Source organism: Leyella stercorea, assembly GCF_021531655.1.
The window spans coordinates 42069-55057 of the sequence record NZ_JADYUF010000003.1 but is presented as its reverse complement, the minus strand read 5'-3'; the positions used below and the strand labels follow the sequence as shown (position 1 = coordinate 55057).

Annotated in this window: 10 protein-coding genes and 1 tRNA gene; 9 read left to right on the top strand and 2 right to left on the bottom strand. The window is 42.6% G+C overall.

Translation table 11 applies throughout. The features are described 5' to 3' along the window. Positions 1-65: 65 nt before the first annotated feature. Positions 66-1514 carry an aminoacyl-histidine dipeptidase gene (locus I6E49_RS01600; protein WP_235400085.1) on the bottom strand — a complete coding sequence of 483 codons (1449 nt, stop codon included), beginning with the start codon at positions 1512-1514 and terminating at the stop codon, positions 66-68. Between the two features lie 142 nt (positions 1515-1656). Here I6E49_RS01600 and I6E49_RS01595 point away from each other — a divergent pair, with 142 nt between their 5' ends. The 7 genes from I6E49_RS01595 to I6E49_RS01565 all read left to right on the top strand — a co-directional run bounded on the left by I6E49_RS01595 (position 1657) and on the right by I6E49_RS01565 (position 7605). Beyond that, positions 1657-1851, top strand: coding sequence for a hypothetical protein (locus I6E49_RS01595; RefSeq protein WP_235392991.1), 195 nt, complete (start codon positions 1657-1659; stop codon positions 1849-1851). Positions 1852-1892: 41 nt separating this feature from the next. Further along, the gene (locus tag I6E49_RS01590; protein WP_235400084.1) at positions 1893-2513 is read left to right on the top strand and encodes an OmpH family outer membrane protein; all 621 of its coding nucleotides are present in this window, start codon (positions 1893-1895) and stop codon (positions 2511-2513) included. A gap of 542 nt (positions 2514-3055) precedes the next feature. After that, positions 3056-3128: transfer RNA gene (locus I6E49_RS01585), tRNA-Met, on the top strand. Between the two features lie 255 nt (positions 3129-3383). Then, the gene (locus tag I6E49_RS01580; protein ID WP_235400083.1) at positions 3384-5450 is read left to right on the top strand and encodes a DUF262 domain-containing protein; all 2067 of its coding nucleotides are present in this window, start codon (positions 3384-3386) and stop codon (positions 5448-5450) included. Further along, entirely contained in the window at positions 5440-5763 is a 324-nt protein-coding gene (locus tag I6E49_RS01575) for a DUF262 domain-containing protein (RefSeq protein ID WP_235400082.1), read from the top strand. Before I6E49_RS01580 ends, I6E49_RS01575 begins: the two co-directional genes overlap by 11 nt. A 12-nt stretch (positions 5764-5775) precedes the next feature. Beyond that, positions 5776-6684, top strand: a complete 909-nt coding sequence (locus I6E49_RS01570; protein ID WP_235400081.1) for a hypothetical protein — start codon at positions 5776-5778, stop codon at positions 6682-6684. Positions 6685-6795: 111 nt separating this feature from the next. Next, a complete protein-coding gene (locus tag I6E49_RS01565; RefSeq protein ID WP_235400080.1) occupies positions 6796-7605 on the top strand; it encodes a hypothetical protein in 810 nt (269 codons plus the stop codon). A gap of 726 nt (positions 7606-8331) precedes the next feature. Here the strand turns inward: I6E49_RS01565 and I6E49_RS01560 are convergent. Then, positions 8332-8796: a hypothetical protein gene (locus I6E49_RS01560; RefSeq protein ID WP_235400079.1), complete on the bottom strand. Its 465-nt coding sequence runs from the start codon at positions 8794-8796 to the stop codon at positions 8332-8334. 406 nt (positions 8797-9202) lie between these two features. On the opposite strand from I6E49_RS01560, the gene I6E49_RS14725 reads away from it, so the two are divergent. Then, positions 9203-9562, top strand: coding sequence for a DUF4372 domain-containing protein (locus tag I6E49_RS14725; protein WP_235400078.1), 360 nt, complete (start codon positions 9203-9205; stop codon positions 9560-9562). Positions 9563-10191: 629 nt separating this feature from the next. Continuing rightward, positions 10192-12936: a 3'-5' exonuclease gene (locus tag I6E49_RS01550; protein ID WP_235400077.1), complete on the top strand. Its 2745-nt coding sequence runs from the start codon at positions 10192-10194 to the stop codon at positions 12934-12936. The last annotated feature ends 53 nt before the right edge of the window (positions 12937-12989 follow it).

Here is a 12989-nt window from a genome sequence, read left to right as displayed (position 1 = left end):
GTTTCCTAAGTAAACGGAACATCCTCGTTTTTTGTTTTATATAGCCTCAAGTGTTTGCTTGAGCATTATACATGCTTCATGATGTCGAGCAAGTGGTCCCAAACCATCTGTACGGTCGGGATGTGCAGACGCTCCTCCGGAGTGTGAACATCGCGCAGGGTAGGACCGAACGAAACCATGTCGAGGTTAGGATAGCGCTCTGAGAACAGACCGCACTCCAGTCCGGCGTGGATACCGCGTACGATAGGCTCCTTGCCGAACAGCTTCTTGTATGACTCAACAGCCACCTTTGTCAGCTTGCTGTTAGGATTCATCTTCCATGCAGGATAGCCGTCGCTCTGCTTAACCTCAGCACCAGCCAGCTCGAATACAGCCTTGATTGTGTTCGACTCATTCTCGAGATTGCTCATTACGTTAGAGCGCTGTGAGGTGATGATATTGATTTCGTTCTCTGAAGAGACAACGCTTGCAATGTTGTTAGAAGTCTCAACCATGTCTGCCAAAGCCTCGTCCTGGCACATGGCGAACACGCCGTTGTCGGCAGCCTGCAATGCGAGGATAACTCGACGGCTTGCGTCCTTTGCGATAACCGGCTCGGCATCAGTGCTCTCGAGATGGAACTCCATGGCAGTGTCAGTAACGTGATACTCGTCCTCAACGTTGGCTGTGAACACGTTCCAGTCAACACGTACAGTCTCCTTTTCGGCTGCGGGAACGGCAAATACGATGACACCATCGCGAGGAATGGCGTTGTGCAGCTTGCCCGAGTTGAACTGAGCCAGACGCACGTCCATCTTGTCCTGCTCCATATAGAGGAAACGGTCGAGAATCTTGATAGCGTTGGCGCGCTTCTTGTTGATGTCGTCGCCAGAGTGTCCGCCCTTCAAGCCCTTGATAGAAGCCTTCATGAAGAAGTAACCCTCAGGAGCCTGCTCGCGCTCGAATGTGAACTTCACCGAAGTGGTCTTGCCGCCAGCACATGAAATGAATATCTGACCCTCGTCCTCAGAGTCGAGGTTGATGAGCATATCGCCCTTCATGAATCCCGGCTTCATACCCAAAGCACCGCCAAGGCTTGTCTCCTCGTCGCGTGTGAAAACGCACTCGATAGGACCGTGCTCAATGTCGTCGCTGTCGAGAACAGCCAGCTCGATGGCGCAACCGATACCGTCGTCAGCACCAAGAGTAGTACCCTTGGCTCTGAGCCATTCGCCGTCGATGTAGGTCTGGATAGGGTCTTTGAAGAAGTCGATGTCAACGTCGACGAGCTTGTCGCACACCATATCCATATGGCTTTGCAAACTAATCATCGGAGCGTTCTCGTGTCCCTTGGTAGCGGGCTTGCGGATGATAACGTTGCCGGTCTCGTCAATCTCGGTTTCGAGATTGCGCTTACGGCCAAACTCTTTCAGATACTCAATCATCTGCTCCTCATGCTTAGAGGGGCGAGGAATTTTGTTGATTTCTGCAAACTGCTCGAATACGCGAGCCGGTTTCAATTCGCAATTACTCATTTTTTCTTAATTTCTTTATGTTGTAACAATAATAATCTGAATTTTCAATAATTTATTTTGTCATGCGACCGATTTGCATTACCTTTGCATGTAAATAAATCTGTCGCTATGGGTTTCCCATTTCGATACAAAGTTAGTAAAAATGATTAAACTTCTGCTTTTAAGCCTGTTAATTATTGCTATAGCGTTTGCTTTGCTATCCATTAAGCTTCTGCTGAAACGCAACGGCAAGTTTTCGTCGCAACATGTTCACGACAATCCCGGTCTGCGCAAGCTTGGAATTCACTGCGTTATGGATCAGGACCGCGAGGCACGCAAGCGCAATGGTGCCTATTAAGCGGATGCGTCAGGTGTGAAATAATTAAATAATAAATACAAATGAACAAGAAAAACATTTTCCGCACACTTGCTATCGCTGCTTTTGCTGCTGTGGCAATGACATCTTGCGACAAGTCAAAGTCGCAGGTAGACGATAAGGAACCTGCAGCCCAGACTGCAACTACTGCAACTAAGATTGCATATGTAGAGGTAGACAGTATCATGTCGCAGTACAAGTTCTGCAAGGACTACTCGCTCATCCTTCAGAAGAAGGGCCAGAATATCCAGAACACCCTCGCACAGAAGCAGCAGGCTCTTGAGGCTGCCGCTGCCAACTTCCAGCAGAAGGTGCAGCAGAATGCCTACACACGCGAGCAGGCACAGTCTATCCAGATGTCGCTTCAGAAGCAGAGCAATGACCTTCAGACTCTCAACCAGCGTCTGAGCGGTGAGTTCCAGACCGAGACAGAGAAGTACAACAACGCTCTCCGCGACTCTATACAGCACTATCTCGCCCTTTACAACAAGGACAAGAAGTACACCCTCATCCTCAGCAAGGCTGGCGACAACATCCTCTATGCCGACAAGGCTCACGACATAACCAATGAGGTTATCGCCGGACTCAACAAGGCATACAAGCAGGCACCTGCTGAGAAGGCTGCAACAGAGAAAAAGAAGTAATAAAGCCACAAACGCTTTATGAATAAATAAAAACGACCGCCCATAGAGGTAAAACTCTATAGTGCGGTCGTTTTTTATACCTTATTATATATATATACAGTGCCAATGATATTATATGGAAAAAGACATATAATGCTACTTGCCCATTTATTATAATATACTTTGCCATATTATTATAATATACTTTGCCCATTTATTATGTATATACTTTGCCAAGTATCATTATATTACTTTGTTGTTTGATATTGTCACATCGTGAAATGTTTTTACAGAGTCAATCAACTTCACATTGAAGAAAAAGAAGTAGTTCATAGTATTATACTGAATTATAAGTCCCATCCATTTATGTTAACAACAAAGTGGATGGGATTTTATAGCGAAATAATATCAAAAAACGTATTGAAACTAAGAAAAATCAAATAAAATCGAAAAAAGTTGCATAAAAATTTGGAGGTGTAAATAAAAAGCACTACCTTTGCACTCGCAATTCAGAACAATGCTAATCGCTAAGAAATTGGGATTGCAAACAATATGGTTAATATCGCGGAGTGGAGCAGTTGGTAGCTCGCCAGGCTCATAACCTGGAGGTCGCATGTTCGAGTCCTGCCTCCGCAACTAATAACGACATAACAAGTTGTAAAAACAACGAGTTATGTCGTTTTTTCGTTTTATACTGCGATAAATCTGCGACAAAGTTAAGGGATCAAATAATATTGTGGAGGATCAAATATTGTTGCGTTTTTAACGGATCAAATAATAAAACATTCTTCTATTTATATCATAAATATTGCAAAACAAACTGCAAAACAAAAAAAAACTCTAACTTTGTCCTTAGCAATCATTGTTTGTTATGTTATTTTTAATTAGATTATGAACAATCTTGAGATAAAACCTATTTCCGACTTACTGAAACAGTCGTTCTGGATTCCATCCTATCAACGAGGATATCGATGGACACCTCAAGAAGTGACCGATTTGTTAGATGACATTCATGATTTTCAAAGCAACTCAATAGCAGAAGAAACCGATTTCTACTGCCTACAGCCTCTTGTCGTCAAAGAAAAAATCAACCAGAAAATCAAGGAATCGGTCGTTAAGAGCATATGTGACATTTCTGTCGTGGAAAACAATGACTTCTTTGAAGAAGCAAAAAAGATCCTTCAGACAAATGCGAAATGGGAAGTGATAGATGGCCAGCAGAGATTGACCACCATCTTTCTCATACTCAAGTATCTTGATGCTGATAATCCCTATACATTGGAATATGAGACACGAACGGAATCATGCAGAGGCGTTTCAGCTAGTGATTTCCTAAGGAATATCAATACAAATGAATATAAGGATCACCGCTATGACTCCATAGATTTCCACCACTTCTATGAAGCCTTCAAGGCAATCAGTACATGGTTTGAAGATGGTAACCATAAGAATCTTCGGACAGCGTTCCATGATACTTTATTAAATAAAGTTTGTTTCATCTGGTATAAGTCGGAAGGTGAAGATGCCATCAAAGTTTTTACGCGCCTGAATGTGGGCAAGATATCACTTACAAATGCCGAACTCATCAGGGCCTTGTTCCTGAACAAGAGCAATTTCAAAGATACTGACAAAGAAACGCTGCTAACACAACAGGGGAAAATTGCCAGTCAATGGGACGCCATTGAATACACCCTTCAGAACGATGAATTTTGGCTGTTTGTCCATCCAATCGGCTACGAACGTCCTACAAGAATAGATTTCATCTTCGACATCATTTATCAGCAGGACAGGTTGAATATCGGCAAGGATAAATGCTGCAATGACGACAATCAGGCATTCAGATACTTTAATAAATTCTTCAAAAGGAAAGATAAGGGTACAGAATTAGAAAAAGTGGAAGAATGTTGGAAATTGACCATAAACCTTTTCAGAATCCTCAAAGAGTGGTATGATGATGTAGCTCTATACCATTATGTAGGCTATGTCCTCGACTGCAGAATCAAGAACCTGCCCGAGCTTTTCAAGGACTGGGAAGAAAGCAAAGACAGATTTGCCTTCACTGATTACCTGAAGGCAGCCATCAAGGAACATCTGAATAAATGCTATAATTCAGAACTTGGATTGGAAGATACTGTCTATGAGACAGAAAATGGATTTGGTCCAAAATCCAAATGCCGCGACATTCTCCTCCTTCATAACATCCAGACTGTCATCGCTCAGAACAATGAGCTCAAGAACGGTGGTCAATATTCACAAGGAGTGTTCTATAAATTTCCATTCCATCTTTACAAGAAAGAGAGTTGGGATATTGAGCATATCGACTCCAGCACAGAGAATCCATTGGAAAATGTCAAAGATCAGAAAGAATGGATTAAATATTCGATGATTGGTTTGCCGAATGAGGAAAAGGAGAAAAAAGAAATCCTGTCGGCGGCAACAGAATTCCTAAAGAAAAAGAAAAATGAAATCAAACAAGAGGACTTCGACAAATTGAGAACAAAGATCATTGGTTTTCTTAAATCCAACACAACATGGAAGGATCCTCTCAACGATAAGAACAAAATTTGGAACTATGTTCTTCTTGATAGCAGTACAAACAGGGGATATGGCAACTCTATCTTCCCTGCCAAGCGTAGAGTAATCATCGGCAAGGATCGAGGTGTCAGATATCAAGTTGATCCGGAAACACTGGAGGTATCGCCTAGACCCGAAGAAGAGAAGCAGATGTCTTATCTTCTGTCTAAAGGAATCCTGCAAGAAAAAGAGTCTACAGAATTGGAAGAACTCAGAAAAAAGTATGCCGCTATTGCCTTTATCCCTCCATGTACCAAGAATGCATTCATGAAATACTATAATACGGAGCCTAACGACCTGCTCTCATGGGGACCAGAGGATGCAAAGGCATATCTGGATAATATCCTTGTCTTACTAAATGATTTTCTGGAAGATGACAAATAAACGAACCAGTCAAGCCCAGAAGCTCACATTATGGGAAATGCTTGACAAATACAATATAGAAATTCCTAAAATCCAGCGTGACTATGCACAGGGACGAAAGGGGAAAAACGAATTGCGACGTGCTTTTCTTGGAGATTTATACGATGCACTTGTGCGCAGAAAGAATGATCTGAAGTTGGATTTTGTCTATGGTACAGAATCCAACAAGACTCTGCAACCTTTAGATGGTCAGCAACGCCTCACCACCCTGTGGCTCTTACATTGGTTCGTTGCTTTTAAAGCAGGGATTCTGGCTGACGAAAAGCATTTTTAGGAGCGTAAGAAGTTGAGGAAGTTCACATATCAGACCCGAACATCCTCCGCCGACTTTTGTGCCTCCTTATGTGACAAGATTTTCCCACAAGACATAGTAAACATTACAGAATATATCAAGAAACAGAACTGGTTTTTCTCAGAATGGAATCAGGATCCTACAATACAGGCCATGTTGCGGATGCTCAGCGGCACACCCGGCAACAATGACGGCATTGAACCTGTATTCGGCAGTGACGATGCCACCCAGTCGTGGCAGATTCTGACCAACGACTGCCCAGTATATTTCTATAACCTCAATCTATCTTCTTTGAATCTCTCAGATGACCTCTATATTAAAATGAATGCCCGTGGAAAAGCATTGAGCGATTTTGAGAATTTCAAGGCCGACCTTATCGGATATCTCGCATCTCATAAGGAAACCGATTGGCAAGAACTATGTGATGTGCAGTCGGGTTATCCTATCATGCTCGATACAACATGGGCGCAGATCTTTTGGAGGCAGAATGTGGAATTTTGGAAAAATGAAGAGAACAAGGCTGACAAAGATACTGTTATAGAATTCAAGATCGATGCTCCTTACTATGCTTTCTTTAACAGAGTTTTTTTGAACAGTCTTATCCTGGAACCGGAAACGAGTTCGGATAAACCGTCCAATCCTGATGATGATGAGTCCTCTTTCCGTTTTTCGGGAAACAGCTTGGAAAAGGGTGTGAACGAGCACTTCAACTATCTTTATGGTCCAAAAGAAGGCAATAATGCCCATGATGAGAAGATCGAATACAACTCTTTTGACAAATACTGCTATCTGCCAAGTGGAGAAATACCTCTTTCAATTTTTGTAAGCATCAGAAAAATACTTGACAATTATTCTTCTGTTGGAGACAGAAAACTCAATGATTTTTTCCCAGAACGTCATTAAGACGACAATTTTGAATTTATTCCTACTTACAAAAAAGGAGATGATGGTAAATACACTATAGCTCCAATCGATCAAGTCAACAGGGTTGTGTTCTATGCGGTCTGTACCTATTTGGAAACAGGTGAGTTTGATAAGGAATCGTTCGCTAGATGGATGCGTGTCGTGTGGAATATTATTGACGACACTGAAATTTCTACGATTTCTGCAATGGTAACTCGTATTCGGAGAATCAAGCGTCTTGCTGAGGGTAGTAAACATAATAATCATGATATCTACAGCATCCTTCATGACTTGAGCCAAGACAAACAGAAGAATGCCCAAGTGAAAGAAGAATGTGTCAAGGCAAAGGCCATCCTTGATAACAAGCTCGGAGAAGAAACAGAGCAAACCATCAAAAAATGCGAAGACAACATCTTCTTCTCAGGCAGCATCCGTTGTCTTTACAGAAACGGCAAGAATGTGGAAGACTGGCAGTCTTTCAATAACAAATGGACTTTTGTTGAGGCCAACTTCAACACCAGGCCTAAAGATGCCACACTAATGAAGAAGCTCTTCTGTTATATGACGGGCGATGACTTTGCAAACACTCTTTGGTGGAGCCGTAGGGTTTTCAACAACGAGATAAATTCGTGGAGATATCTCTTCAGAAACGATGATCTCTATAGCGCCATGCATTCCTTTCTGATGGGTGAGCCAGAACCCGAACAGGTTGCCTTTCCTAATGGGACTGATTATGAACAAATTATTTATTCATTGGCGCATACCAAACTGCTTGATTTCGTCATGGATAAGATTCCATATTCATGGATCCGTTCTGGATACCATTATCATACGGCCATCTTTCCAAGTTCAACAGGCGTATTTCTCAATGCTAAACTCAGAGACGAAGTCCTGAGCGATTTCACCATCACAGTATCCTAGGACATCAAAGTTCCTGAAACATCTTTCTTATGGTGTAATGACGCAGACTTCACATACAAGGGTATCCGCTTCCGTTGGAAAGACAACGACGACGTCTGCCGAATCGAAGGCGATAACGAAGTCTATACCTTCAGTGCAAATAAGGAAATGTACGACAAAGATCTGTATCTTGGGAAAAAGGAAGTGTTTGAGCAACTTGATCAGATTGTAAATTCTGTCATCGCTCAGAAGTGACACATTCGGAGTTTTGCATTAACTTGCATATAAAAGAGGAATACTTGTATGGGGTGATTGTCATATATATAGGAAATATAGAGATGTATAATAATAAAAGTGACGGAACGCAATGTGTATGGCTTTAGGAATGAAGAATAATTCTAACTGAGACTATACACATTGCATGACTGTCGTATCACTCGAAATGTAGGAAGATTCGAAAAAACAGATCCTTTTGCCATATCATTTCCGGTAATGGTTGGATAAAGACAAAGCCAATTTCATTTTAGAGACGACCTCTTCTTCTGAAACGATAAAATGAGATGCATGTCGGAAGTCAGCTCCGGGTTCACCCCTTCATTCCAGTTAAAAACACAACAATATTATATGAGCCCCAACTCAGCTCAGACACATAACCTCATCTCTATTGATATCCACACTTGTATCAATTGGTACGATCCTTCATTTCAAATGGCATGAACTCTCGTTTCGTTAGGTACACATGCAAAATTAAGGTCTGCGTTTTGTATATTCGACAAAATCTCTTTCCATGGACATGAATAAATCACTATTATTCTTATATTGTTCCCTGCCAGCATAATATTCAGGAGAATAAGCTATTGCTTTATCCCATTTTTCGATTCCTTCGCACATTTTTAATCGAACACTCTCACGCTCTTCTAAATATGCTTTTTCAAAGTCTTCGCGTACCTTACGCAATTCTTCAGAGTCAGGAACAAGTGTTTTCTCGTATTCAATTTGGCGCTTGCATCTTTGAGCAAAAGAATTTTCATCCTCAGGTTTCTTGCTCTCATAGGTTCTCGTTATATCGTTCAACTTTTCGCCTACCAACTGCAAGCCTTGAAACAAAATGTATAGTACGAAGAATATCGCAGACAAAATACAGTAAGTAATCATAATGATATTGTTTGGGTTATTATATTGCAAAATAAGTCTTTTTATAGAGAGTGCCAAGCAAAGTGTGTTGATTTTATTGTGTTTTGTTTGTCGTCTCTAAGCAAGCCTTGTATTGTTATCTTAGATTTGCAAGCTCACTCTTTATCAAATTGTTAGGAAGAGAAGAAATCATTATTTCGCATTCTAATCTGTAGAAATAAGATTGCGGGTCATACATATTGTCAAATTTATATATCCTCACAATAGGTGTCGATTTTGGTGGCTTGTCTGCCTGAGTTCAGTTTAAAGGTTTGCTGACACTCTTACGAATGCTTCCTAAACCTTTTATTATGCATAAACACTACTGTCCCGTTAAAGTGGACTAATCGCTCTTTGAATTGATTGAAATACAGTCTTTTGCAAAAGGTTTCAAGGGCACGACGATTTGAATTTGTACTTTTGCAGTTATCTATAATACTGCACGATGAACAAAGACAAATACGTTTTCGCCCAATTGATAGAATTTCTCGACAATAACAAGTTTCGCCATTCTGTTGACAAGTATGATGGAAACCGCTATGTGAAGCATTTCACATATAAATACAAAGACGAAAAATACCACTTTGCTTGGCAAACATGGGGATACGTTGATATGTATGATAATAATTGGAATAAGTTATTCGATCTATACTACAAAAAGTATGGCGAAGGATTTAATATCGCAATTGACGATCAATCAGACCATGACTCTTCATATTATATAAGAATGATTGAAGATTGTATTGAAAGATATGTGAAATTCAAAGGCAATCATACAAGTTCTTTGCCAGTACAACATAAGTAACACTCCAGTACCACATAAGTGAAACTCCAGTACCACCTATATGAAACTCCAGTACCAGTTGGGTGGTACTGAAAACGGTACTGGGAGCGTGCGTCAAGCTTATTGTAATCTTGTCACGTTTGCGCTCATAACGCCTGTTGTTTTTTGTCACATATAATTTACTCATTTATGATAGAGAAAGTTTTTTACTTTGTAAATATCCTTTCGAATTGTTGAGTTGTTGCCATAATAAAAATGCTACTAATGGTTGTGAAACCAAAAGTAGCACCTTTATATTGTTATATAAAATACACGAAACTATTTGCCTCTACCATTAGCGCAGGCGACCAGAACAACAACTAAGATCCAAATAAAAAAGAATTCCATAATAGCAGACGATTTAATTAATACACCACAAATATATAAAAAGTATTTGATGTGGCAAAGATTATAGACTGCTTAATGATGTCTGATGCGAATATATGCTATAGTGAGTATCTTATATACTTAAAATGGCTATATCCTTTGTTTGTGTCAGCGCAAGTTCTTTTATTGTTCTTGGCAATATCAAGCGATTTTTAGCGTTAACATAGTTAAAGCGGTTGGTGTAACAATCGCCTTTATTCAAATTACTTTTATAGCAGCTGTTTATGGCATCAGAAAATACGCAAACTGTTAGCAGATTTACTCCCGACCCTTGTCAGCAGGAGGTGATTGAGGCCCAGGGTGGATTTCATCTTGTACTTGCACCTCCGGGGTGTGGCAAGACCCAGATATTGACCGAACGCATACGTTATGCCCACGACTTGGAGGGTGTGGCGTATAAGGATATGTTGTGTCTTACATTTACCAATCGTGCTGCACGCGGCATGATTGAACGCATCGCGCAGAACATCACGGATGATGATGTGAGGGATGTGTTCGTGGGCAATGTGCATAGGTTCTGCTCGAAGTTTTTGTTTGCAGAGGGACTCGTGCCTGCCGAGTCGAGTGTTATCGACGAGGATGATGCTGTGTCTATCCTTGCGCGCTATCTTGGTGAGGACGAGTATATGGTGCTTTCCAACTACAATCGTCGACGCTCGTATAGTGAGATATTCCACCTGGAGAGCATGATGCACCAGATTAGTCACGGGCATCCTAAGGAGTTGCGTGTGCATCCCGACTGCATCAGTCCTACGGACATTGCTGCTATGCGGCGTATCTGTAGCGTTATGGGCAAGCCGTTTGACGCGGCTGCCATGACTGATATATATAATAATGTGGAGCAGTATCGCGACCTTACCCAGTCGGACACGTGCGACTATGGCGACCGTCAGGCTATATTCAAGCTCTTGCAGAAGATGTCGCTTGCGCAACAATACCGTCAGTATAAGCGTGCCAACCGACTGCTTGACTTCCATGATTTGCTTATGATGACGTATGATGCCCTTGCTGCCGACAAGGAGCAGAAGCTGTATAAGCGCTATCCGTGGATACAGGTGGACGAGGTGCAGGATATCAACCCATTGCAGATGGCTATAATCAAGATGCTTACGGCGCGTCCATTCCGTACGGTGATGTTTCTCGGCGACGAGCAGCAGGCTATATTCTCGTTTATGGGAGCCAAGCTCGATACGCTTTCAGCCATTAAGTCGAAGCCTGCATGCCAGTTGCATCATCTGTCGGTAAACCATCGTTCGCCTCGCTATCTGCTCGACATATTCAATACTTATGCCGCTGAGGTGCTTCGTATAGATCGTGCGCTCTTGCCCGATGCCGGCAAGAGTAGCGACGACGTGCTTATGGGCAACGAACTGAAGATTCTTTGCAGCGAGGATTATGCTCAGGAGGTGCGCGATTGTGTGCAGTTTGCCGACACGCTGAACCGCACGTTTCCGCAATCTACAACAGCTTTTGTTGTAAATGCCAATCGTGATGCGGAGGATATTAGTCAGGAGCTGACTCGTTGTGGCATAGGACACTTTAAGGTTTCGGGTACCGACCTGTTCTCGCAACCCGACGTGAAGTTGCTGTTGGCTCATCTGGGCGTGCTGAACAATGAATTCAGCTTTATGTCGTGGGCGCGACTGATGAAGGGTGTGCGTGTATATGAGAGCAATGCGGCGGCACGTAAGTTTGTGCGTGACCTCTTCGACCGCGCCATATTGCCCTCCGACCTGCTGCGCGACGACGAGTCGACGTATCTCATGCGTTTTACTGAGAGCTATGCTAACGACACAATCGTGGTTTTCGATACCGAGACTACAGGACTGAATGTGTTTGAAGACGACATCCTGCAGATAGCTGCCGTGAAGATGAAGAACGGCGAGGTGGTGAAAGGGTCGGAGTTTACGGTATATGTCGAAACCGACAAGGAGATTCCTGCCATGCTTGGCGACATTGTGAATCCTATTGTTGAGGAACGCAAGCACCATGAATTGCTGACGCACGAGGAGGCGTTGCGTCAGTTTATGGCTTATGCCGAGGGTTGCACTTTGCTTGGACATAATGCCGACTACGACTATAACATACTTGACTTCAATCTGCGTCGTTATACGCCCGACCTTAATCTGCATCATTCGCACACGGAGTATCTCGACTCCTTGCGACTCGTGCGTCTGCTGCATCCCGAACTGAAGGAGCACAAACTGAAATATTTGCTTGAGGTGTTGCACCTTGAGGGTTCTAACTCGCATCTTGCCGACGATGATGTCAATGCTACACGTAGTGTTGTGGTGCATTGCTACAAGCTCTCGGAAGACAGGGTTGAGCAGCAGCATGATTTCCTTAACGACAGCCGTGTGCGCCAGCGTGTGGAGACATTGCGCCGTAACTATAAGCAAATGTACGTTTCGGCACTTGGCAGAATGTATATCCAATCGGATGAAGTCAAGCCTGCTTTGGTAATGGAACTAATACGCTTCTACGACTATCTGCTTTCTGAGGGAATGATACAGGAGATAGACGGATTGCGTTTTGTGGAATCTTATCTTTCGGGCGACATGATAGACGTAAGTAGCGAACCCTCGTTGTACGAACAGCTTTGCAATCATACAATGGAGATAAGCACGTTGAAGGAGGCCGACTTGTGTGGTAGCGACAATATGAAGGAGCGCATTTTCGTCACGACAATACACAAGGCGAAGGGACTGGAGTTTGACAATGTAATAATATTTGATGCCGTCGACGGTCGTATGCCCAATTATTACAGTCGTAACAATCCCCGCCAATTGGCTGAGGACGCACGCAAGTTTTACGTAGCCTTGTCGCGTGCCAAGCATCGGTTGTATGTGTCGCAAAGCATTACACGTCTTGACTATCATAATGTGCCGCAAGATGTACACCTCACACCGTTTATGAAGCCTATAATGAAGTACTTCAAAGAAGAGAGGTTTGCAGCCGAAAAGAAGTGAGAGTGTAGACTTCTGACACTCTCAAAACAAAAAAAACCGACAACTACTTGCCG

Excerpts from the sequence above, each read along its gene's own strand:
- I6E49_RS01600 (WP_235400085.1), bottom strand. The coding sequence starts at position 1,514 with ATGAGTAATTGCGAATTGAAACCGGCTCGCGTATTCGAGCAGTTTGCA.
- I6E49_RS01595 (WP_235392991.1), top strand. The coding sequence starts at position 1,657 with ATGATTAAACTTCTGCTTTTAAGCCTGTTAATTATTGCTATAGCGTTT.
- I6E49_RS01590 (WP_235400084.1), top strand. The coding sequence starts at position 1,893 with ATGAACAAGAAAAACATTTTCCGCACACTTGCTATCGCTGCTTTTGCT.
- I6E49_RS01580 (WP_235400083.1), top strand. The coding sequence starts at position 3,384 with ATGAACAATCTTGAGATAAAACCTATTTCCGACTTACTGAAACAGTCG.
- I6E49_RS01575 (WP_235400082.1), top strand. The coding sequence starts at position 5,440 with ATGACAAATAAACGAACCAGTCAAGCCCAGAAGCTCACATTATGGGAA.
- I6E49_RS14725 (WP_235400078.1), top strand. The coding sequence starts at position 9,203 with ATGAACAAAGACAAATACGTTTTCGCCCAATTGATAGAATTTCTCGAC.
- I6E49_RS01550 (WP_235400077.1), top strand. The coding sequence starts at position 10,192 with ATGGCATCAGAAAATACGCAAACTGTTAGCAGATTTACTCCCGACCCT.